This window comes from Cupriavidus necator A5-1, from assembly GCF_000744095.1.
Lineage (GTDB): Bacteria > Pseudomonadota > Gammaproteobacteria > Burkholderiales > Burkholderiaceae > Cupriavidus > Cupriavidus necator_A.
In genome coordinates, this window is sequence record NZ_JQLI01000008.1 from 1,584,997 (window position 1) to 1,607,600 (window position 22,604).

Below are 22,604 nucleotides of genomic sequence, written 5' to 3' on the forward strand. Positions count from 1 at the left end.
TGGATGAACAGATCGCTATCAGGCAAGCGTATGTTCGGGGCGCTCGATCGTGGCGAATGGCGGCTTTCTCGGACCGGACACTCACTGACACTCCGCGAATGTCGTCGCCTCCCTCGGGCCGAACGGCGGCAATTCGGCCAGCCCTGCCCGTGAGCCAGGTGGCACCGGCCAGCACCACGCGTCGGCGCTGCGCGGCCTGGACCGGCGGCGCCGAGAATCGGTCGGCCGCACCTGGCTTCCGCCCGTGCTCACACATCCAGAACGAGTTCCGCACACTTCGCGCGTGAAACGCAGATCAGGATCGACTTGTTCGCAACTCGCTCCTCCTCGCTCAACACGTAGTCTCGATGATCGGGTGTCCCGGATGCCAGCGGGAATTCGCAGCTTCGGCACAGTCCCTCGCGACACGCCGAGCGCAAAAGGGGACAGCGCAAAAGGGGACGGATCTATTTCTGCTCTAGATCTTGAAATAGTTCTGTCCCTGTTCTCCGGTCCCGAAATAGTTCTGTCCCTATTCTCCGTTCTCCTGTTCTCCAGCGGGCGTACGCAGGTGCTGGGGCGCGTTGGGGTGACGACAGCGTTTTAGCGATCCGCCTGGTCGGGCCTTCGGCTGATGCTCCGGAAAACGACCTACGTTTCACCTTCACCCGGTCGTCGCATCCCGACCCATTGAGACGTTCAGCGTTGCGAAACAGTACGTCCGTTAGCGGGCCGACATCGGTCATTGTGCGGGATGGCTCCGTCTTGCCAGAGATGGACCGAATGGCCGTAGGAAGCCCGGATAGTGCCGGAATGGACCGGTCGGGAGCGCGCGCGAAGTGCAAGTGCTATAGGAAACCGGTAACAAAAGCCCCGCGAGCGCGCAAGCGCGGCGGGGTTGTATGTCCAACGTCCTACAGCCGAAGGGTTGCAGCGGCGGCTACTTGGAACTCTTTGCGCCGTCAGTGTAAGGGTCAGGATTGCCAGCGCGAGCGCCGTCAGTATAGGGGTCCGGCTTCGCGCCTGGCGCGAGGTCCGAGCGCCTCGCCTGCTTGGTGCCGTCGCCTGCCGGTTTTTCTCCCAGGCGGCGCGCTGTCGCTTGGTGACCGGGGTCGGCGAATCCTATTGACGATCACGCTCCAGGAATTCGGTAATCGCTTTTGCGACGAGCTCGGGACGTTCTTCGTGGACGAAGTGGCCAGTGCCTTCCAGGTTCACGGTAGTCAGGTTGGACGCCTTTGGCGGAATCACCTTGCTCATCCAGCGGTAGGCGGGACCGCCCATCGCCAGAACGGGCACTTCCAGCTTCCCGTATGTCTTGCTGTCGGCGATGTCCTGCGTGAAGGTCTGATACCAGCCGTTGCTGGCGCGAATGGCTTCCGCACTGTTGTAAGCGCGCTCATACACGGCGCGGTCGCGGGCATCGATGGCGTTCTCGTCGACAAGGAAGTACTTGAACAGCCAGTCCTGCTCGATCCGGACGCGTCCGGCAAGCAGCTTCTCCGGCAGTCCCTGGACCTGGTTGAATGCAAACCACCACAGGTACGGGTGCGCGAAATCGAGTTTGTCGCCAAAGGTGCCATGGGCAGGCAGCAACTGGAACGTCAGCAGGCTTTCGTCCGGATGCGGAAACTCCAGCATCACCAGCCGGTCGGTGGCCTGCGGGAAGTTCGCGGCATACGAGAACGCCACGGCCGAGCCGATGTCGTGGCCCGCGACGCTGGCCTTTTCATAGCCAAGCGATTTCGCCAGCGCGTGGATGTCGCGCGCCATTGTCTTCTTGTCGTATCCATCGGCGGGCTTGGACGATCCGCCCATCCCGCGCAGGTCCACGGCAATGACGGTGTGGTGTTCGGCAAGGGTTGGCATGATCTTGTGGAACGTCCACCATGTCTCCGGCCAGCCCGGCAGCAGTACCAGCGGATCGCCCTTGCCGCCGACGACGTAGTGCAGCCGTACGCCGTTGACTTCGGCGCTGCCATTGCGGAAGCCCGGTAGCGATTTCACCAGCGCGGCGTCGGAGATATCGGCCTTACGCATCGGCGCAGCCTTGTGGGCGGTGTGCGATGCAGGCGGGGCCGTATCGAGCGGCCAGGCCACGCCAGGCAGCGCTGCCGTCATCAGGACGGCCAGCGTGACGCCGGCAAATGCGAACTTGGCAGGAGTATTCAACGTATTTCTCCAGGAGATCGGGAGCGGTTCAAACAAGCGTGGCACGCGGGTCGTCGGCGCCTTGATCGATGGGGGAAGTGGGAAACGCCGTGCGTTCGTGGATGTTCGCCGTCGGACGGCGGTCGATCATGAGACTGAGCAACTCCGGTCGGTTGTAATGGCCGGCCGCGTCCATCAGCGTCTTGCGGCGGGCGATCTGCGAGAAATCGAGGTCGGCGATGACCTCACCCTCGCCCGAGCGCAGCGGCTCCCCAATCAGCATGCCATCGGGTGCCACAATCGTCGTGAAGCAGCCGCCCGAAATCGGACCGATTGCGCAGCCCGTATCCTTCATGATCTGCGCCTGCTGGTCGGCATCGAGCCAGGCCGTGGCATTCACGACGAAGGCGCCGGACTCCAGGGCATGCTGGCGGATGTTGATCTCCATGCGTTGGGCAAAGCCCTCGCCGAAGGCCGATCCCGGATACATGGCCGAATGGATCTCCTCGCCGTCCGCAATCATCGCGTAGCGCGCCAGTGGGTTGTTGTGCTCGAAGCAGGCGAGCTGGCCAATGCGTCCTACCTTGCTGTCGACGGCACGCAGGCCCGATCCGTCCCCCTGGCCCCAGATCATGCGCTCGAAATGGGTCGGAGTGATCTTGCGGCGTCGCTGGATCAGCGTGCCATCGGCATCGAACAGCAACTGGGTGTTATAGATGGTGCCACCGTCGCGCTCGTTGACGCCGATGGATACCACCATTCCCGCCTTGCGGGCAGCCTCGCCGATTGCGTCGGTGGCTGCTGACGGCACCGTCACGGATTGGTCGAGCAACCGCAGATGCTCGTCACCGAACAGCAACTGGATCGGTGTCTGCACCGCGGAGAAATACGGGTAGTACGGCACCACGGTTTCGGGGAACGTGGCGAACTGCACGCCCTTCTGGCCAAGCTCGAGAATCTTCCTGACCACCTTCTCGACGGTGGCTTCGCGGCTATAAAGCACGGGACTGAACTGGACTGCGGCGGCTTTCACGACTTTCATGACTACTTCCTTTGCGACGACATGTGGTGACGACAATCCTCGGCCATGTTGATATTGCATATGCAACATTGGCGAGAAAAAACTGGGACTGGGCATCGTGGCAGTGCACGATCTACGGGTGTCTGGGCAGCCGGCGGCCAATATCCATGATGGCTTCCGCGTTTGACTCGCCCAACATTGCGGTGGCTTTGGCCTGTGCGGTGGACCATGCGGGAGCGGCATCGCACAGCAGCCTCCGGCCCAGACCCGTGACGGCAAGCGGCCGTGTCCGGCCATCCTCGTCCGGAGGCCCTTCGACGATCCATCCCTGTGCCAGCAGCGGCTGCAGGTTCCTGGTGAGCGTGGAGCGGTCGTGATGGTTGCGGCGGCCAAGGGCCGCGCGGCCGATCGGTCCCAGTTCATGAATCATCACAAGCAGCGTGAACTGCGGTGCATTGATTCCGAATGGTCTGAGAGCGTCGTCATAGAGCGCAGTCAGGACGCGTGATAACTGGCGGGTACGAGTAAGCAGGCAGCTCCGCAGGATTTCGCCGCCTGCGCTGGCCTTTGTTGGGGTGCGAGAGTCAGAGGTCTTCATGGTGATCGTGTTGCATATGCAGCCATTTCGGCGGTCACGATCCCAAAGGCATCGCGTCAGCACCCATTTAAGGCGGGGCTTGTATCCCGTCCGCATGGCGCCTTGCGTGGATTTGTCATGAAACATGTCAATGCCGGCGCGCGATACAGACGGGTACAAATTTCTTCAATGCTGATGTGATGCGGAGGGCGCTGCCGAGCCCGAGACCTTCAGGTCGGGGACCGTGACGGCCACAACCTCGGTGGCCAGGATCTTGTGGCTCGGGTCGGCCAGCTCCAGGCGAAGCTTGTGCGGTCCCGGCGTGAGCCCGACAACGATGATCGGGTCCTCACTCGTATGGGCCCAGGTGCCATGGGCATCGTCTACCGTCACATGCAGGTGTCCCATACGAGGCGAGATGTCGACGGCAGGCTTACCGAATACCGGCATGACACGAAAATTCTCGGTTCGAAACTGGATGATGACCACGCCGCGCGCAAGCGGCTCGGGCAGCGCCGCGTACGGGATCAGCTTTGGCGCGGGCTCGCTACTGAGAGGAAGGATGGCAGGCGGGCGGATGGCATTCTGCGCGACTTGCGCTGACGCGCTCGCGCAGAATGCCGTCGCAACGGCAGCAGCCGACAGGTACTTGAGGATGGGGTGCATGGTGTTGTCCTTCTATGCAGACACGCACATCCACAGCGGATGTGGCGTGCAACTTGAGCATAGGCGTTGCATCTGAGCACACGTCTGCGGCGCACAGTCGGGATTTTTGTATGACAACGTACCGGCGCACGCAGCCGATACGAATCAATACATTAAGAGCCGTTGTCCGCTACAGTCAGGATACATGTCCATCCTTCAATGCTGCATATGCAACAGCTACCCGCCGCATTGGTTGGGATGCCTGCAGACCATCAAGCAAAAGGTAGATGACATGACGACGAAAACCACAGTTCGCAACGCGCTCCGATTCACGGCTGCCGCAGGTGCGGCGGCGCTGGCTGCCACGCTGCTCATTGGCACCGCGCACGCGGCGGCACCGCAACCCGAAGCACCGGAGATTGGCTTCGTCCAGGTCAACCCCGATATCAAGCTGAGGCGCCTGGTTGTACACAACGCCGCCGCGAAGGGCACCGTGCTGTTCCTGCATGGATTCCCCGAGACGCTGTATGCGTGGAAAGACATCGCGTCCTCGCTGGGCCAGAACTATGAAGTTCACGCGTTCGACTGGCCAGGCTATGGCGAGTCATCGCGTCCCCCCGCCGACAGGTTTTCCTACGCTCCCAGCGACTACGCAAAGGTGCTGAAGGACTACATCGCTATTGCGGGAATCGACAAGCAGCATCTGGTGATCTACGCGACGGACATTGGCGCGCTGCCGGCCCTGCTGGCGGCCATCGACGACCCGGCCATTGCAAAGCGCATCGTCGTCGGCGACTTCGCGCCGTTCAACCGGCCGCAGTTCATGCAGGAGCGTCTGCAGGGGCTCAAGGATCCCGTGACGGCCGAGGCGGTCCATGCCGCGTTCAACCGCACACGCGACGAGATCCTGCAGAACGCCTTTACCCGTGGGCTTCCCGAGTCTTCACGCTATGAAGTGACACCGGAATTCAAGGCAGACATCGCCCATGGATGGCAAAACGGCGCGCTGACGTCTGCCGACTCGTTCTATCACTACTACTCTCACTTCACGCGTGACCAGGACTATTTCGAAGCCAACCTGGGCAAGCTGAAGACTCCCGTCAGCGTCATCTGGGGCGAGAAGGACATCTATATTCGAAAGGAAATGGGTCAGGAGCTGGCCAATCGCGCGGGACTGGATTTTCACGTCCTTCCGAATATTGGCCACTATCCGCATCTGCAGGACAAGGCCGCAACCATTGCCGAAGTAAGGGCCGCATTCGACGCCAAATGAAGCAGAGCATTCCGGCCGGTATCGCGGTGGCGCCGGCGACGCGATGAAGCCGCGTTCTCGCCTGCTCAACGGGCCATCGGGGCGTGGCCGGCTTGAGGTGGAGGCCCTCTGTTTGTCCTTCAGAAGTTAGGAGTGGGCGCGATCTTCAGCCGCTCGGTCAGGCCGGTCGCGCGACAGTGTTCGCGTGCGCCATCAAGTGCATCAGTCATTGCAAAATCCTCACTCGTGAATTGCTTGTGCCACGGTATCATCGATATAAGCGAGCGAATACTCATCACAATGTTGACGGGTCATGAAGCAAAACTTCACAGTCAGGCAGGGCGCGTTGGACGGCGTGGAGGTGTTCCTGAGCGTTGCCCAGCATCGCAGTTTTCGCAAGGCGGCAGCGGAGCTCGGCGTGACGCCGTCGGCTATCAGCCAGACGGTGCGTGTACTCGAAGCGCGCATTGGCGCAGCGCTCTTCATACGCAACTCGCGCAGTGTCAGCTTGTCCGAAGCCGGCGAACCGTTTCTCGCGCGCGCAAAGCCTGCTTTCGAGGAACTGGTCGCCGCCAGTGAGGTTGCGCGTGGACTCGGCCAGCGGCCGGCCGGATTGCTGCGTCAAGGATTCGATGCCGCTGTCCGGCAGGGGCACCTCGTTGCTCCCGATATGGTCGCGGTGCCAATGACGCCACCATTTCGCCTCATCGTCGTCGGCAGCCCTGCCTACTTCGCGGAGCGCGGCCAGCCCAGACACCCGAACGACCTGCGCCAACATGCATGCTTGCGATGGCGGCGATCCAACGGCGCGCTCGCGCTATGGTCATTCAACGACAACGACCAAACGATCGAGATGGCCCTCTCATCCATCTCCTTATACAGAAGTAGAACGGCCTCCGCAGCGGGGCGGGATAGCTGATGCCGCGAAAACTCTGGGGAAAGGGGTTGTAAACATCCGCAGACTCGCGTTTACTCTCGGATTTTCGAGCGGCAATGAGCAACGAGTCGGGGGCATGGGTGGACGAGGAATTTGAGAGTCTGGATCTTGGTGATCCGCGGCGGGATCGGCGCGCCAAGGAATTGCTCAAGCGGTTTGCGGCCCTGCCTACGGCGAGCATTCCCGGTGCGTGCGATGACTGGTCGCAAACCATTGGGGCGTATCGGTTTCTGGGCAATGAGCAGATCGATTGGCGGGACGTGATGCAGCCCCATTGGGAGCGCACTGCAGCGAGGGCCGCGCAATTTCCGGTGGTGCTGTGCATCGCTGACACCACCGAGCTGAACTTCAATGGCCAGGAAATGGAGGGGCTGGGGCCGTTGAGCTACGAAGCCCAGCGGGGAATGTATCTCCATCCGACCTACGCGGTGACGCCAGACCGGGAGCCGCTGGGGGTGATCGATGCCTGGATGTGGGCTCGGGAACTGAAGGACGCCGATGGCCACCGCAGCGGGATCAAGGAAAGCGTGCGCTGGATCGAGGGGTACGAACGGGTGGCGGAGCAAGCCGCGCTGCTGCCCCAGACAAGGCTGGTGTATGTGACGGACCGCGAGGGTGACATCGCCGAGCTGATGGCGCGCGCCCAGGAACTTGGCCAGCCGGCTGACTGGCTGATCCGCAGCCAATACAACCGCAACCTTGCTGAGGCGGGCAAGCTGTGGGATAGCGTTGACGCCAGCCCGGTGCTTGGGGAAATTACCTTTATCTTGCCAGGGCGTGCAGGCCAGAAAGCGCGCGAGGTCAAACAGGAGCTACGTGCACAACGTGTGCAGCTGCCGGGTACGATTGGAGCGGCGCTCACCTGTGTGGAGGCCAGGGAGATCGGAGCGCCCGCTGGCATCAAGCCAGTGGTTTGGCGCTTGTTGACGAACCGAGAAGCGCAGGACGCCGATGCTGTCATCGAACTCGTCGACTGGTACCGAGCCCGATGGGAGGTGGAGATGTTCTTCCATGTCCTGAAGACCGGCTGCAAGGTCGAAGCGCTACAGCTATCGCACATGGATCGCGTGGAGCGGGCCTTGGCGTTGTATATGGTGGTGGCGTGGCGCATTGCCCGCTTGATGCGGTTGGGCAGAACCTGCCCGGATCTGGATGCGTCACTGTTCTTCGACGCCGACGAGATTCGGGGGGCATACGTGCTCGCCAAAAAAGCCCGCCCGAAGGTACCAGTCACACTCAATCAGATGATTCGGTTGGTGGCTTCCCTGGGTGGGTTCCTTGGGCGCAAGAGCGATGGTGAGCCCGGCGCCAAGACGATCTGGATCGGCATGCAGCGAACCATGGATGCCGCGCTCACCATTCAGGCACTGCGGGAAGAGTCATGACTTCTGTATAAGGAGATGCCTCTCATCGCCATTGACTTTCCCACCACGCTTGGCGCGGCGATGGAAGGCCTGGGCCTTGCCCAGCTACCTGAGCCGCTGGCAGCGGCTGGGTTGAGAGCGGGCAAAATGGTACATGTGCTGGAGGCATACGCGCCCGTGATGCCGGGGCTGTTTCTCTGCTATACAGGCCGCCGGCAGATCATGCCGAAGTTGCGCGCGTTCATCGATCATGTGAAGAGCCGCACGGCAGGCGATGGCGAGGTCCGGGTACAAGCTGAGGCGAGGCGCGCGGGGTTTCGAAAAAAAAGCTGATAGTCTGCGCGAATTCCATGCATGGGACAGCGTTCGACTCATCCCTGCTGCGTCGCTCTTTCGGGTCAGGGACAGGCTTCGGAAGCAGAAGACGCTTGAGTCGTTCAAGCCCCCCTGAATGACCGTAGACGGCCCGAACTCGGACACCGGTAGTCAGGGTCGTGGATGACGGCTCCTGGCCAGTCTCGGCCGGATGCCCACCGCCAGGCCACGGCTGTCTCTGACCGACCCATCTCAGCCATTCAGGTGCATCAGGCCAAGTGGCAGAAATGGCCGATAAGCGGACAAAGGGAGCGTGCCGACATTTTCCCTGTCCGCACGCAAGCGTTTGAATATTCCATGAGTGGGATAAACACTGGACTCGACGAGACAACTGTGTCTTGCATCAACATGCGTCGGAAGTCATGGAAACCTTAATGCCGGCCGGTGACAGGAATCGTAAGCACCGGCGCTGCGGAGCCACCCCCCGCCGGTGCGCCAGCTAGCAGTTGCAGGACCGTGAACCATTGCTTGCTTAACTCGTCGTCGTCGGCAATGTAGTACCACCTGCCACGATACTGCGTTGCTACCCGCGCATCAGCAGGCGGAGTAGTTCCCGAGCGAATTCGCAAGCCCCGGGCCGCTGGGCCAGGAACAGGGAGACGGCCCACGCCCGACGTGTCAGGGGCCAAGTCGATAGTGGCGCCTGCTATGCGCATCATGTCGAACAGCGATCGAGTTTCGATGGCAATGCTGCCCGGATCTGGCGAGCCAACGGAGAGTTGGACGGGAATTACGATGTCGTTTCCGGCAAGTACCGGGTACTTCATGCCGAGTAACGCAAGCAGCTTCTCGACCTCATGAGTGTTCGCTGGCGAATAGCTGTGTATCACCAATCCATAGCCACTCTGACTGCCCGCGAGTTGCACCCAGTACAGCACTCCGCGCCGCTGCAGGAGGCTGGCGGTAGTTACGACTTCTTCGAACCGGGGGTCGACGGTGAGCAGCGGCGGATCCGGAAAGTCAGGGTTGCGCAAGTTGTTAATGCGTCTGACGATCATATTCCAGACCTGCTCCGGCGTGGCCGCGCTGTTCAGCATCAGGAAGGTGCGCTCCATCGACGTTTCTGCGCCGAGGTGTCGTAGAAGTTGGTCGCCCGCAAGAGGTGCGTAGGAGATGGTGGGATTCTGCTCCGCGGTGAGCATGCCGGAAATCGGAACGAGGTTGCCAGCGTAGTTGCTCGCCGACCCAAAGCCCGCCTGCACTGTCGCCGAAGCTGTGACTGAAACGTTCGCGGTCACTGAAGCCACCGCAAGAAAGCCTACACTGTCATAGAACCGAGTTCTGACGATGTTCTGCAGGAGTTGCTCGTCCCCGGTGGCGAGTATTGCGCTGTTGTAGGCCGGTCGGCCGGAGCGGATAATGTCCGGCCCGACCATGCATCCCGAAACGAGTGCCGCGCCGACGCAGGCAAGGGCGAGTCTTGCACTGCTACGAGACTTGCCTGTGCTGAACATGTCTCCTCCGCTTAGCGTGGCGAAACGCGCCAAATCATCTCGCGTAGTCCAGAATCAGCGATTGCGAATTCGGCCTGGCCGCTGGCATTTGCTCGTCAGCGCTCATCTGCTCGCTGACTGACCTTTCTGCTGGCAGATCATACCTGAAGACCAGCGAGAGGCCATCGGTGCAGGATGGAAAGCTTGGCAGTCGTGTGGCCAAAATGGCGACCTTTAGCGTCGTGCGGCGCTGCAGCACGCCGTTCGCCCGGGCTTGCCAGATAATCCCTCGTGAATGGCCTATCCTGAAGGAGGCATATTGTCCACGGACACATACACGGATTGATCGCGCGGTGCCGAAGAAATGCAGGAAAAACGGCGAGCGATTTAATGCAGCCGCCGTTGCTCATTCCCTTATTGGATTAGGGAGGTAAATGATGTGGCTCTATCGGGTCGATGAACCTCACCTTGGAGCGCTTCGAATACGGGAATGGCGCCGTCGTGTGCGCCATACGATTGGTTTGCTGGTCTTGCTGCTCGTCGGTGCCGTCGTGGGGCTGGCGCTGCTTGATCGATCGAACGCATCGCCTGGCACCAAAATGTTTGCAGCATTGTGGGACGGCATGAACCTTGTCACCACGCTCGGCGATTTCTCCGAATTCGATGATCGCAAGAAGGTGTTCATGCTGTTGGCCATGTTTGCGACCATGCTGGTCGGAGGCTACGCAGTTTCAAGGCTTACAGGCATGCTGTCAGGCGACGACGTGATGGCGTATCGCGAGAACAGGGCGATGGAGCGCAAGCTGGAAAGGCTTGTCAACCATGTCGTCGTGGTTGGCTTCGATGCGCTTGGTGAATTGGTGGCGGAACGATTGCGCGAGGCAGGCGAGACAATACTGGTCTTGGTAGCGGATCGGTACGCGGCCGAGCGAGCATGCGCTCATGAGTATATGGCCTTACTTGGCTCACCTGGCGTGTTCGACGAAGTCCTCAGGCTCGCGCGGCTTGATTGCGCCAAAGCTCTTGTCGTGGCTGTCCACGATGCTGACAATAAGCTGGCTGTCACATTGATGGCCCACACACTCAATCCTGCGCTCGCTATCGCCGTGCCCGGTGAGAATAATTTACGGAAAAACCTGCTTGAGAGCGCCGGCGCGTCGGACGTTGTGATCGGGGACGAGCTTGTCGCGAATACCTTGGTGAGCAAGCTCTTTATCCGCATAGACGCGAGGAAATGAATTCGGCAAGGTCTTCGCAAACGATTGCCGGTGCTGGCACACTAGGGGCATTGGCGCGAGACGTCGCGGGTTCTGCGGCGTAGCAGGACAGGCGTCGGGCATGGTGCGCGGATCCTCACACAATGATAGGACGCGTCCGGCGGAAAACTACTCCAGGCAATTTCGGCCGGGGCGGCGCTTCGGACGATGGTGCGCATGGCCACTGGCATCCCGCGCGCTCGCCGTTGCAGTGGCGTGGCAAGGGCTCCGCGTTCGCCGGGCGGCGCAGCACGTGGCAGGTCTGTTGCGGTGACCTGCAGGGTCCGCGAATGCTAGCCCTAGACAAGCGCGGGCGGGATGGGCGGCAGGTCACTGCCTGCCGCGCAGCCCATTCTCGTTGGCGTTCCAGTTCCCGGCGCCACAAGGCGCCTGAACCAATCCGCGCCGGCGACGGACTTGATACACTCATTTCATAACAAATAAGTTATATTTAGGCACGAGTGCGTGAAGATTTTCCGAAGTCCTTGACGGGAGGCCACTATGGGCGAAGCGGCTGTGCCGGAGCGTGCACGTCAGTGGGTCGTGATGTGCGCCTGCTGCGGCTGTCATGGAATTTGACGCAGGCCGAGCTTGCCGCGCGAGCCGGAGTCAGTCTGCGCTCCGTGAAGGACCTCGAGCGCGGCGCGGCCACACTGCGCTCGCCGTACTGCGGCGAGACGACTGGCTGGCCATGCTGGCGGTAAATTTCCCGCCTGGCCTGACCGCGGTGGTCACGCGCGTGTCAACGAAGCGGCAGCGCGCCCGGCATGCGGCCTAATCTTGAAGCCGCCGCCGTGGCGGGCTTGCCTGGGGCCGCGACCCGATCTACGCTACAGGTGCCTGCCCCGTTGGCACAGGCGCTTGTCCCATTCACCGAGCCGTTCAGTGTGCCGGCGAGACAAGCGGCATCGTCTAAGTGCTTGATTTGTATGGGGGCGTGAGGGCGCCCGGAGAAGGGTATCAACTCCGGAGTTTCCCTCCGTCTCCGCCAGCAACGGCGGCGAACCCCGGAAGATCGCGGTCTTCCGGGGTTTTGTTTTTTTTCCGGGCCTGGTCCGACTGCTACACAACCACGTGGGTGTTACACATGGCCGGCGGAGAGTCGGATGGCAACACACCTGCCGCGTCGCCGCGGCGTCTACTACTCTTCGCCGCAGAATTCCCAAGACTTGATCCACGGCTTCGGTAGGCAGCAAGTCATGCTCAGCCTACGCACGAAAGACCGGGCGGAAGGGCTGCAGAGCTGAAGGCCTTGGCGAAGGCAACCTACATCGGTTGGACTGCTATAGAAAAGAGTCGCGCAGCATAGCGACGCTGATCCGGCGATCCTTCCAGAAGATGTTGTGAATGCGATCAATGAAGATGCCCAGTGTGCCTGCATCAACGGCGTCAAACCGTAGCTCGACAGCAGGCCGTGTCCCGTTTCCGGGATAATGCACGATCCCGTCACAGGGCGGCAGACCGTACTTGGCAAGGAAGGCCCGGAGTTCGTCGTCGGAGGTACCGGGATCAATATTGGTCAGCAGGATACAGGACATGGTGCAGTCTCTTCTCGATAGTTGGCGACGCGGCCTCCGTGCAATAGCGGCGTGTTGACGACGACCCGGCTCCCGTACGCGACATGAGCCGGGTATCCTGTCAAGGCAATGCTCGCATAGCGCGCTCACATTGAGTATCGAGTTCCTCAACGATTCCGACAATCGACTTCATCTCGGGATGCCGTCAGGATTCGCTGACACGGCGGTCGGCAACATCCACTTGCTTCGCCAGGAATGGATCGCAGCGGCCTGCGTGACGTACACCGTGTCAGCGAATGCTGACAGGGGGTTGCGACGGAATCGATTGTGGCGCGGCGCGCGACAAGCGATATTGGTGGCATGCAATACGCGCGAGCATCAGCGGTCCCGTGCACGAGCACAGCGGCAACGCTGCGACGAAGCAGGCGATGGGAATGCCACACCGGCATTTGTGCCTGTGGTTCAGCCTCTGGCCAACATTCGACCGGCCTTCATTCGCCTTCCCTGGTTTCGACGGCTGCGAGTGGCAACGCAACGGTCAATGCGAAGCCTTGGTCGGGTGCGGTCTTGATCCGGATGGCGCCGCCGAGGCGCGCGGCACGCTCACGCATTCCCAGCAGGCCGAAGGCGTTCGCGTTGCGTCGCGCGTCACTAGGGCAACCACTGCCGTTGTCTACGATGCGTACTATGCAATTCGTCTCCTCGCGCACGATTTCGAGCGTCACCGAGGTTGCACCCGAATGGCGCGCGACGTTTGTCAGCGCTTCCTGGACGATTCGAAACACTGCGGTGCCGCCCTCGTGATTGAAGGCAATGTCATCCGCGTCAATTCGGCGGACCACCTGTACGTCGTGGCTCGCTGAAAACTCATCAATTAGCCAGTTGACTGCTGGAGTCAGGCCAAGGTCGTCCAGCATCGTGGGGCGCAGACCTGCCGCAATCCGCCTGACCGAGCCAATGACCTGGTCGATCAGCGAGTATACTTTGCGCAAGTTTGCAAGCGGCGCGGCCGTCTCAGCAGCCATAAGATGGTCTTCGATCTTGGCGGCTTCCACTTTCAGTGTCGCCAACTGTTGCCCAAGATCGTCGTGCAGTTCGCGTGCAATACGATTCTTCTCCTCCTCCCGTACGTGCTGAATATTCGCCGACAGGCGCTGCAGTTCTTCGCGCGATTCGCGCAATGCGTCATCGGCCCGTTTTCGATCTGTAATATCCATGATCCAGCCCACCATGCGATAAGGCTGATCGGAATCGTTCCACAGTGCTTGCCCACGAGACTGAACCCACCGGAAATCGGGAGACTTGGTTCGAACTCGATACTCCACGTCGTAGACGCGCTTATGCTCCAGGTGCGCTTTTAGACTCGTGAATACCTTATCGGCGTCGTCCGGGTGAATGGCATCCCGAATTACTCGCGCGTCGTTGGGCAGTTCGCTATCTTCATAGCCCATGGTTTCCTTGAAATAGGACGAAAGGTACATCGCACCCGTCTGCAGATTCCAATCCCACAGTCCCGCGGTAGCGCCGCTCACAGCGAGCTGAAATCGCTCCTCACTCGCTCTAAGAGCCGCCGCGATGCGATGACGTTCGATGGCGTAACGAATTGCGCGACCCAGCTCCGACGCACGGATATCTCTTTTCAGAAGGTAGTCTTGCGCACCTTCTTGTATGGCCAGCAAGCCGGCCGATGCGTCGTCCAGACCCGTGAGAACCAGTACCGGAACATCCGGCGATAGCCGAATGAATGATCTGACTGTGTCGAGGCCCTGTGCGTCTGGCAGTCCGAGATCCAGAAGCACGACATCGAAACGCATCGATTTTGCGCGAGCCACGCCGTCAGACAGGCGCTCGGACCGAACCAGCCGATACTCGAACTCCACCACATCCGCTAGCGCCGTTTCAATCAAAAACGCATCGCTGACGCTATCCTCAACCAGAAGAATTCTGGTTTCCTTCGATCTACTCATGATCGGACAAGCGGCAGCGTCACAACGCCAAGCCAGAACTCACTGATGGTTCGTACGACGTCCATGAATTTGGTGAAATCAACAGGCTTCGTAATGTAGCAATTGGCATAGAGTCCGTATGATCTCGCCACATCCTCCTCTGACTTGGAGGTGGTCAGCACGACCACTGGGATGTTCATCAGCTCCGGATCTCCTTTGACATCCTCGAGCACTTCCCGCCCGCTTTTCCGCGGTAAGTTGAGATCGAGAATGATGAGTCCGGGCCGGGGCGCGGCGCAGTGCTTTCCCTCACGCCTCAGGTATTCCATCGCCTCCACGCCGTCGTCTACCACATCCAGCGGATTCAGCACGTTGTGATACTCAAGAGCTTCACGTGTCATCATCACGTCGGTGGGACTGTCTTCCACGAGGAGAATATGAAGGAGATCGTCGGATGCGTGGGTAACCATGGTGGCCGTCGGTACGTTATCGCGACGGAATTCCGTCGTCGACCTTCGCGTGCAGAGTAAAAAAGAACGTCGTGCCCTGATCCGGAGCGGACTCGACCCAGATGCGGCCGCCGTGCTGTTCAACGATTCGCTTGCATAGGGCCAGACCGATTCCCGTACCGGGATGTTCGGCGCGGGTATGGAGGCGCTGGAACACCAGAAAGATGCGCTCAAAGTATTGAGGCGAGATGCCGATTCCGTTGTCCTTGACCCAGAACATCCATGAATCGCCCTGACGTAGGGCACCTACATCAATCTGCACAGGACGGTCCTTGTGCCGAAACTTGATGGCGTTTCCGACCAGATTCTGAAACAGCAGCGTCAGTTGCGTGGGAGTCGCAAGCACCGTTGGCAACGCAGCGCGGTTAATCCGTGCGCCGGCCTCCTCGATCACGACGCTCAAACTCCTTAGCGCCTGAGCAAGTGATTGTCCGCAGTCAGTCGGCTGCCATGTATCTACCGATCGACCCACACGGGAATATGTGAGCAGGTCGTCGATGAGCGCCTGCATGCGGGTGGCGCCATCCACCGCATGCGCAATATACTCATCGGCCCGTGGATCCAGTTGGCCCTGATATCGGCGTTGCAGCATTTGCAGGGAGCCGGCGACTGCACGCAGCGGCTCTTGCAGGTCATGAGAGGCGACGTAGGCAAACTGTTCAAGGTCGTGATTGGAACGGGCCAGATCATCCGTCTTTCTGAGCAGTTCCTGCTCCGCACGCTTTCGCTCTGTGATATCGACAATCGCGCTGAGCACAAATACTTCCTCGGGCGTTCTGACCGGATTGAGTCCGATCTCGACGGGGAACTCGGAACCGTCCTTGCGCAGCGCGTAAAGCTCGCGGCCAATTCCCATTGGACGGCTCTTAAGATCCCCATAGAACGCATTGCGGTAGCCTGGGTGAGCAGCACGGAAGCGCTCGGGCACAAGCGTTTCGATGCTCTTCGCGATCAGCTCATCGCGCTCATAGCCAAACAGCTTCTCCGTCTGCGCGTTCACGAGGACGATCCGGCCATCGCGGTCCACCATCACCATGGCGTTGGGCGCCGCCTCCACCACCTGGCGGAACAGTTCGTTGGTGAGGCCACTTGATTCCTTGAGTGGGTCCATCCAGCCTCCCAACAAGATTTTCTTTGGGTTTCAGCGGAAAGCGACGCTTACGCGTCTTCACCTGGGACGCTGCACAGACCGTTCTTCAACGCGTACCGAATGAGGGCAATGTCGTTGTTCATCTGCATCTTTTGATGAATCCGCATTTTGTAGGTACTGACCGTTTTGGAGTTGATGCACAGCCCGTTTGCGATCTCCGAGATCGTCTCACCATTGACAAGCCGTCTGAAGACGTCGAATTCACGATCCGATAGCTGTTCGTGCGGCAAAGCCTCAACGTCCCGGTCCAGGTTGCAGGCCACGCGCTCGGCCATGGCGGGGCTCAAGTAGACGCCGCCGCTCGCGACTTTTGTGATCGCAGTGACCAGATCCGTCATTGCGCTCTCCTTGGTCAGATAGCCCCGCGCGCCGCACTTGAACGCACGCTCCGCGTACTGGTGCTCGCCGTGCATGGTCAACACGATCGTGCGCACGGGCACGTTCTCTTTTCTCAATTGGCGCACGACCTCGAGGCCATTGCGTCCTGGCATTGACAGGTCCACCAGCATGACCTGCGCTGGCGTGGTGCGCCCAAGGCGCAACGCCGCGGAGCCGTCGGCCGCTTCGCCTACTACGTGGAATCCGGTTGCCTTCTCAAGGATATGCCGCAGGCCCTCACGCATCAATGCGTGGTCATCGGCGATCAATACGCGAATCATGTCTTCTCTCTCCACGTTTGTCGCAAGCGGCAATGCAAGGGAATCCGATCTCACGTCCGCCGTTGCCAGCGTTGCATGCTTGATGCAGCGGGCCGTGGTTCGCCCGCTTCAGAGGCACATCCCATCAGCTTTACGCGCTCAGAGCGAAGCGCGATACCGGAAAGCCTACAAGTTTGTGCTCGGCCGCGAAACTACATGTTCATGTAATTCGGGACACGGTTGCAGGTGCTTTCAAGCAATCTCCTGCCCTGCCAGAGGTCATAGCACCCATCGGTGATGGCGGGGATTTGCGAGTCGTTGACGATTAGCCCGCGAAAGGCGCTAGCGACGAAGAAATGCATTCTTCAGCACCGGCAACCGCTTGAGGGCCCGGCGATGCACGGTTGAATGATCGTTCAGCCATCTCTTCCAGGGTCCGCAGGCTTGGCGCATCGGACACACCGGCGCACGCACGTGGATCACATCCAGCCGATGGTGCAGGCGTTTGAGTGCTCGGGCCATCACCGGATTCAGCGTCTTCATCAAGCATTCTTTCGTTCCTGTCGTTCCCGGGATCGTAGCGCCCGCCTTCTGCGACAGAGCCTTGGCAAATCATCGAGAGCTGGCGCGGGAAAGTAGGCCGATCCTGACAGCGCAAGGGGACGAGATCGATAGCCGCGATTGTTACCTGCGCCAATACTCAAACCAGCCCGCCACGTTTGCAACCATAGTTATTTTCGGGAGGGATGCGTGCTCTGCCAAGGTCTGAGCGCGATGGCGAGCCTCCTCGCCTGACCGATTGATCGCATAGCCAGAGACCTGAATCGTTTTAAAAACATCGAGCTGAATTCCTGATTCTAGAACTCCATGATTAGGGAGACGATCAAATGAACTGGATAGTTACGACACTGCGCAGTCATCCAGAAATAGCGATCTTTATGTCGCTTGGAATCGGATATTGGGTAGGCGGAAAAAGTTATCGGGGCTTCAGCCTTGGTGCGGTGACATCGACGCTGCTCGCTGCCATCGCGATAGGCCAGCTCGGGATACCGATTTCCGCAAATGTTAAATCCGTGTTCTTCCTGATGTTCCTGTTTGCGGTGGGCTACGGCGTAGGACCGCAGTTCGTCCGAGGTGTTGCCAAGGATGGTCTTCCACAGGCCCTGTTCTCGGTCGTCCAATGCATCCTGTGCCTGGCTGCACCGATTGTTGCCGCCAAGCTCGCCGGGTATGGCGTAGGTTCGGCGGCCGGACTGTTCGCGGGCTCACAGACGATATCGGCTTCGATGGGCCTCGCGACGGACGCCATCGGCCGGCTCGGTCTGCGTCCTGCACAAACCAAGGCGCTGCTCGATTCGATGCCAACCGCGTATGCGGTCACCTATATCTTCGGGACAGTCGGCTCCGCCATCATTATTGCCCAACTCGGTCCGAAGCTCTTGCGAATCGACCTCGTCAAGGCATGCAAGGAATATGAGGCGAGCCTCGGATCCACACAGCAACTCGTCAGTGCGGGAAGCGCGTGGCACGAGTACGAACTGCGTGCCTATCGGATTCCCAGTGAAAGTCCAGTCGTCGGCTTGACCGTCCGTCAGGTGGAGGCGATAGAGGCCAAGGGCGATCGCCTGTTCATTGAGCGCGTCAGACGAGGCATCACAATCGAAGAGGCAAGGCTCGACTACGTCCTCGCAGGAGGTGACGTGGTGGCCGTTGCCGGACGTCGTAACGAGCTCGTGTCGGTGCTTGGGACCGACCGCACGGAGGTCGACGACGCCGAACTCCTCGCCGTACCTGCCGAGGGGGTCGATGTCTACGTCTCGGAAAAAGCGGTGGACGGCCAGACGCTCCAGCAGCTGGCTTTGCTTCCGGCTGCGCGAGGCGTGTTCATCAGAAAAATCAAGCGCGGCCCGACGGAGACCCCGATCCCTGTGCTCCCCAGCACACAACTTCATCGGGGCGACACGATAACCCTCGTTGGGCGGACCCAGGACACCACCGCTGCAGCCAAAGTACTTGGCACGCTGGACCGGGCGACGAACGCGGCGGATATCGCCTTCATCGGGTTAGCGATAACCATAGGCGCGCTGGTCGGTGCAGTCACGATTAACGTCGGAGCAATTCCGTTGACGCTCTCTACTGCGGGAGGGGCTTTGATCGCAGGCATCGTGTTCGGCTGGCTTCGCGCAATCCACCCGACGTTCGGACGCGTTCCCGAACCGACTATCTGGTTCATGAACTCACTCGGACTCAATGTATTCATCGCGGTGGTAGGGATTACCGCAGGACCAGGCTTCGTCCTCGGTCTGAAGCAACTCGGCGTCAGCCTTTTTCTCTGGGGCATCTTCGCGACTGCCGTCCCGCTCATTCTCGGCATGCTGATAGGCAAGTACGTCTTCAGGTTCCATCCGGCGATTGTGCTTGGCTGTTGCGCAGGGGCCCGCACGACAACGGCTGCGTTGGGGATGGTTTGCGATGCCGCAAAGAGTCAGGTCCCCGGGCTTGGCTACACGGTGACGTATGCGGTCGGCAACACGCTGCTGACGATCTGGGGCATGGTCGTCGTCATGCTGTTGTCATAGCCGCGGTCCGCAGAGCACCTGTCTTTATTTCGCTATTCATTGGAGAGCATTCGAATGACTACCAGCATCAAGACACTCGGAAGCGACATGTCAGGAATCGGAGCGCTCAGCCCGTTCGAACTCAAGGACAGACTGATCAAGGCAGCGGGGGAAAGCGCCGTCGAGCGCCCGGCGAACCTGGCAATGCTAAATGCGGGGCGCGGCAACCCCAACTTTCTCGCAACGCTGCCTCGGCACGGCTTCTGGCAGCTCGGGCTCTTCGCGATGCGGGAATCGGAGCGCACCTTTGCTCACCTGCACACTGGCGTCGGCGGGTTCCCGAAGAAGGAAGGCATCGAGGATAGATTCGAGATTTTCGCGCGCGAAAACCAAAACGTGCGAGGCGTCGACTTTCTCTGCGCAGCGGTGTCCTACGTCCGGGATCAGCTGGCGCTGAATGTAGACGAGTTTCTTTACGAAATGTGCGAGGGCATTCTCGCATCGAACTACCCCGTTCCGGATCGCATGCTATGCCTGTCTGAAATCATCGTCGGGCACTACCTGCGGCGGGAAATGGTGGGCGAACACCCATTCGTAGGCGAATTCGACATTTTTGCGGTCGAGGGCGGCACAGCCGCGATGACCTACATCTTCAACACACTGCGCGAAAACTATCTGCTCAACAAAGGCGACACGATCGCGCTGGGCACCCCGATCTTCACGCCGTACATTGAGATTCCGCATCTGCGCGACTACCAGTTGAATGTTGTCGAAATCAATGCAGATGTCGAGAGCGGCTGGCAGTACAGCAAGAAGGAGTTGGATAAGCTGCGCGACCCGCAGGTGAAAGCCTTCTTCGTGGTGAATCCCAGCAATCCCCCATCTGTCAGGATCGACAATGAAAGCCTGCGGTACATCGCACAGATCGTGCAGGACCGTCCTGATCTGATTCTCGTGACTGACGACGTGTACGGCACCTTTGCGGAAAATTTTGTGTCGCTGTTCGCGCTTTGCCCAAGGAACACCATCCTTGTCTACTCCTACTCAAAGCATTTCGGCGCGACCGGCTGGCGCCTTGGAACCATTGCTGCCCACCAGGACAACGTGCTCGATCATCGGATTGCGCAGCTTCTGCCCGTAAAAAAGCGGGAGCTCAACGAGCGCTACAAATCTATCACGACGGACCCAGAGCATCTCAAGTTCATCGACAGACTGGTCGCCGATAGTCGGACCGTAGCGCTCAATCACACCTCAGGTCTTTCAACCCCGCAGCAGATTCAGATGGTCCTTTTCTCGCTGTTCGCGCTGATGGATACAACCGACACATACAAGAACACGTTGAGGCAATTGATTCGACGGCGCAAACAGGCGCTCTACACGGAAATCGGCGTCCGCTTCGACGCGAGCGATTCAAACGCGGTCGACTATTACACCGTCATCGATCTGGAATACCTCGGGAAGCGCGCGTATGGCCAGCCATTCGTTGACTGGCTTTTCACGAATACCCAACCGTCAGAGTTGCTGTTCCGTCTCGCCGCGGAAGCGAAAGTCGTCGTGCTTCCGGGGCGTGGCTTCGGCACGCCACATCATTCCGGCCGTGTGTCTCTCGCGAACCTGAATGAAAGCGACTACGCCAGGATCGGGCGCGCAATTCGAAGGCTACTGGCGGACTATGTCGAGCGTTACAACCTTGCCACCGGTCAGGAGCTAGACCCCAACAAAGTCTTGTAGCGCTCTGCGTGCAGTTGTCACACACCATGTCAGCAGCTTCACATTTATCGACACTCATGTCATCATCAGGAGAGAGTAAATGGCCACGCCAATCGCAGCAGTAACGTCTTATGACCAGTTCAACATCGAAGTGCCGGAGAACGAATTTCCGAAAACCGGCATTTCCGCGCGGGCAGCCGAGGCGCTTGTGCTGAGCCAGGAATGGACGGACACAAATCCGATGCTGAACATGTCGTCCTTCGTAACGACCTATGCGGAGCCCGAGGCAGTCGAGATAGCCAAACGCAACATGTTCAAGAACTACATCGACCATGACATGTATCCGCAGCTGTTCGCAATGGAAACACGAATGGTCAAGTGGCTGCATCAGCTATGGAACGGACCGGATGGTGTCGAACCGTATGGCACTGCGACTATCGGATCGTCGGAAGCATGCATGCTCGCGGGCCTCGCGCACAAATGGAACTGGCGGCAGAAGAGAGAACGGGAAGGGAAAGACGCTACGCGTCCCAATATGGTGACCGGCGGCAACGTCCAGGTTGTGTGGAAAAAATTCCTTCGCTATTTCGACGTGGAACCGCGGATTGTCCCGCTCAAACCAGGGAACTATCGGCTTACTGCGGACGACCTGGATAAGTACGTAGACGAAAACACGATCGCCGTGGTTGCGATTGCGGGCCAGACGTTCACCGGCGAAGACGACGATATTCAGGGCATTCACGACTGGCTCGACGCGTACGAAGCAAAGACAGGCATCGCTATTCCAATGCATATCGACGGTGCATCCGGAGGCTTCGTCAATCCGTTCCTGTATCCCGACTATCGATGGGATTTCCGCCTGCCTCGCGTCTTGTCGATCAACGCGTCCGGGCACAAGTACGGCCTGACCCCGCCGGGACTTGGCTGGGTAATTTTTCGCGAACGGCAGGTATTCAACGAGGACCTGGTGTTCTACGTGAACTACCTGGGCGGAGAAATGCCGACCGCTACGTTGAACTTTAGTCGCAACGCATTTCAGATCGCCGTCCAGTACTATCAATTCTTGCGCCTTGGTTTCGACGGCTACCAGCGGATCATGCGGCATACGCTTGACAACGCGATCGCCTTGCGCAAGACACTGGTGCAGAGTGGATATTTCAACGTCATGAACGAGCAGCAGCGCATTCCTGTCGTTGCCGTGACGCTCGACCGGCGTGTCACCAAGTTCAATGAGTTCGACGTATCGAACAAGGTGCGGGAGAAGGGATGGGTGCTGTCAGCGTATTCGATGCCAGCGAACGCCGAAGAAGTCAAGAGCCTGCGGGTGGTGGTCAGGCCTCACCTCAACCAGAACGTGACGCAGATGCTGGCGCGTGACATCATCAATGCCTGCAAGTATCTCGAGGCGCACGGGGGGAGTGCGACCGCTCCCAAACTTCACGGGCACCCTGAGGTAAATCGATCGCCTGCCAAGTGCTAAGGATGGTGTTCAAAGGAACATCTACAGGGGCGAATTGAGAGGTGGGCGTTGCCAGAGGGCTTCGATGGGTCATTCATGCCGAACTTGACGCCAGTTTCGGCATGAG

18 protein-coding genes and 3 pseudogenes are annotated in these 22,604 nt (G+C 59.7%); 9 read left to right on the top strand and 12 right to left on the bottom strand.

Annotated features, from left to right (window positions below):
* Positions 1-248 precede the first annotated feature (248 nt).
* From K307_RS46680 to K307_RS31515, 5 genes are all read right to left on the bottom strand, one after another.
* Positions 249-434 (bottom strand): 2Fe-2S iron-sulfur cluster binding domain-containing protein, encoded by a 186-nt coding sequence (locus K307_RS46680; protein WP_329955939.1) that lies wholly within the window; start codon positions 432-434, stop codon positions 249-251.
* Between the two features lie 667 nt (positions 435-1,101).
* On the bottom strand, positions 1,102-2,151 hold the full coding sequence (locus K307_RS31500; RefSeq protein WP_230626192.1) for an alpha/beta fold hydrolase: 1,050 nt from the start codon (positions 2,149-2,151) through the stop codon (positions 1,102-1,104).
* Between the two features lie 28 nt (positions 2,152-2,179).
* Positions 2,180-3,172 (bottom strand): carbon-nitrogen hydrolase family protein, encoded by a 993-nt coding sequence (locus K307_RS31505; RefSeq protein ID WP_042884874.1) that lies wholly within the window; start codon positions 3,170-3,172, stop codon positions 2,180-2,182.
* A 112-nt stretch (positions 3,173-3,284) separates the two neighbouring features.
* Positions 3,285-3,749 carry a MarR family winged helix-turn-helix transcriptional regulator gene (locus K307_RS31510; protein ID WP_042884875.1) on the bottom strand — a complete coding sequence of 155 codons (465 nt, stop codon included), beginning with the start codon at positions 3,747-3,749 and terminating at the stop codon, positions 3,285-3,287.
* A 165-nt stretch (positions 3,750-3,914) separates the two neighbouring features.
* The gene (locus K307_RS31515; RefSeq protein WP_042884876.1) at positions 3,915-4,394 is read right to left on the bottom strand and encodes a DUF6130 family protein; all 480 of its coding nucleotides are present in this window, start codon (positions 4,392-4,394) and stop codon (positions 3,915-3,917) included.
* A gap of 271 nt (positions 4,395-4,665) precedes the next feature.
* Here K307_RS31515 and K307_RS31520 point away from each other — a divergent pair, with 271 nt between their 5' ends.
* The 4 genes and pseudogenes from K307_RS31520 to K307_RS31535 form a co-directional block, all read left to right on the top strand.
* A complete protein-coding gene (locus K307_RS31520) occupies positions 4,666-5,646 on the top strand; it encodes an alpha/beta fold hydrolase (protein ID WP_042884877.1) in 981 nt (326 codons plus the stop codon).
* 292 nt (positions 5,647-5,938) lie between these two features.
* Positions 5,939-6,490 (top strand): annotated as a pseudogene (locus K307_RS31525) (LysR family transcriptional regulator); the annotation flags it as partial.
* 128 nt (positions 6,491-6,618) lie between these two features.
* Entirely contained in the window at positions 6,619-7,947 is a 1,329-nt protein-coding gene (locus K307_RS31530) for an IS4 family transposase (protein ID WP_042875593.1), read from the top strand.
* 18 nt (positions 7,948-7,965) lie between these two features.
* Positions 7,966-8,259, top strand: a pseudogene (locus K307_RS31535) (LysR substrate-binding domain-containing protein); the annotation flags it as partial.
* Positions 8,260-8,672: 413 nt separating this feature from the next.
* On the opposite strand, the gene K307_RS31540 reads toward K307_RS31535, so the two are convergent.
* Positions 8,673-9,755, bottom strand: coding sequence for a hypothetical protein (locus K307_RS31540; protein ID WP_042884879.1), 1,083 nt, complete (start codon positions 9,753-9,755; stop codon positions 8,673-8,675).
* Positions 9,756-10,168: 413 nt separating this feature from the next.
* On the opposite strand from K307_RS31540, the gene K307_RS31545 reads away from it, so the two are divergent.
* Complete coding sequence (locus K307_RS31545; protein WP_230626193.1) at positions 10,169-10,972, top strand: NAD(P)-binding protein; 804 nt, start codon at positions 10,169-10,171, stop codon at positions 10,970-10,972.
* 566 nt (positions 10,973-11,538) lie between these two features.
* A complete protein-coding gene (locus K307_RS51205) occupies positions 11,539-11,694 on the top strand; it encodes a helix-turn-helix transcriptional regulator (protein WP_419187206.1) in 156 nt (51 codons plus the stop codon).
* A gap of 579 nt (positions 11,695-12,273) precedes the next feature.
* Here the strand turns inward: K307_RS51205 and K307_RS31550 are convergent.
* The 6 genes and pseudogenes from K307_RS31550 to K307_RS48100 form a co-directional block, all read right to left on the bottom strand.
* Complete coding sequence (locus K307_RS31550; RefSeq protein ID WP_042884880.1) at positions 12,274-12,528, bottom strand: hypothetical protein; 255 nt, start codon at positions 12,526-12,528, stop codon at positions 12,274-12,276.
* Between the two features lie 470 nt (positions 12,529-12,998).
* Entirely contained in the window at positions 12,999-14,477 is a 1,479-nt protein-coding gene (locus K307_RS31555) for a PAS domain-containing protein (RefSeq protein WP_042884881.1), read from the bottom strand.
* On the bottom strand, positions 14,471-14,923 hold the full coding sequence (locus K307_RS31560) for a response regulator (protein ID WP_042884882.1): 453 nt from the start codon (positions 14,921-14,923) through the stop codon (positions 14,471-14,473). The genes K307_RS31555 and K307_RS31560 overlap by 7 nt, the downstream gene beginning before the upstream one ends.
* A gap of 16 nt (positions 14,924-14,939) precedes the next feature.
* Positions 14,940-16,037, bottom strand: a pseudogene (locus tag K307_RS31565) (sensor histidine kinase); the annotation flags it as partial.
* Between the two features lie 83 nt (positions 16,038-16,120).
* Entirely contained in the window at positions 16,121-16,771 is a 651-nt protein-coding gene (locus K307_RS31570; protein ID WP_042884884.1) for a response regulator transcription factor, read from the bottom strand.
* A gap of 321 nt (positions 16,772-17,092) precedes the next feature.
* Positions 17,093-17,293 (bottom strand): hypothetical protein, encoded by a 201-nt coding sequence (locus K307_RS48100; RefSeq protein WP_155301303.1) that lies wholly within the window; start codon positions 17,291-17,293, stop codon positions 17,093-17,095.
* A 344-nt stretch (positions 17,294-17,637) separates the two neighbouring features.
* On the opposite strand from K307_RS48100, the gene aspT reads away from it, so the two are divergent.
* The 3 genes from aspT (at position 17,638) to K307_RS31585 (ending at position 22,498) form a co-directional block, all read left to right on the top strand.
* A complete protein-coding gene (gene aspT / locus K307_RS31575; protein ID WP_042884885.1) occupies positions 17,638-19,329 on the top strand; it encodes an aspartate-alanine antiporter in 1,692 nt (563 codons plus the stop codon).
* 54 nt (positions 19,330-19,383) lie between these two features.
* A complete protein-coding gene (locus K307_RS31580; RefSeq protein WP_042884886.1) occupies positions 19,384-21,039 on the top strand; it encodes a bifunctional aspartate transaminase/aspartate 4-decarboxylase in 1,656 nt (551 codons plus the stop codon).
* 79 nt (positions 21,040-21,118) lie between these two features.
* The gene (locus K307_RS31585; protein WP_042884887.1) at positions 21,119-22,498 is read left to right on the top strand and encodes a glutamate decarboxylase; all 1,380 of its coding nucleotides are present in this window, start codon (positions 21,119-21,121) and stop codon (positions 22,496-22,498) included.
* Positions 22,499-22,604: the final 106 nt, after the last annotated feature.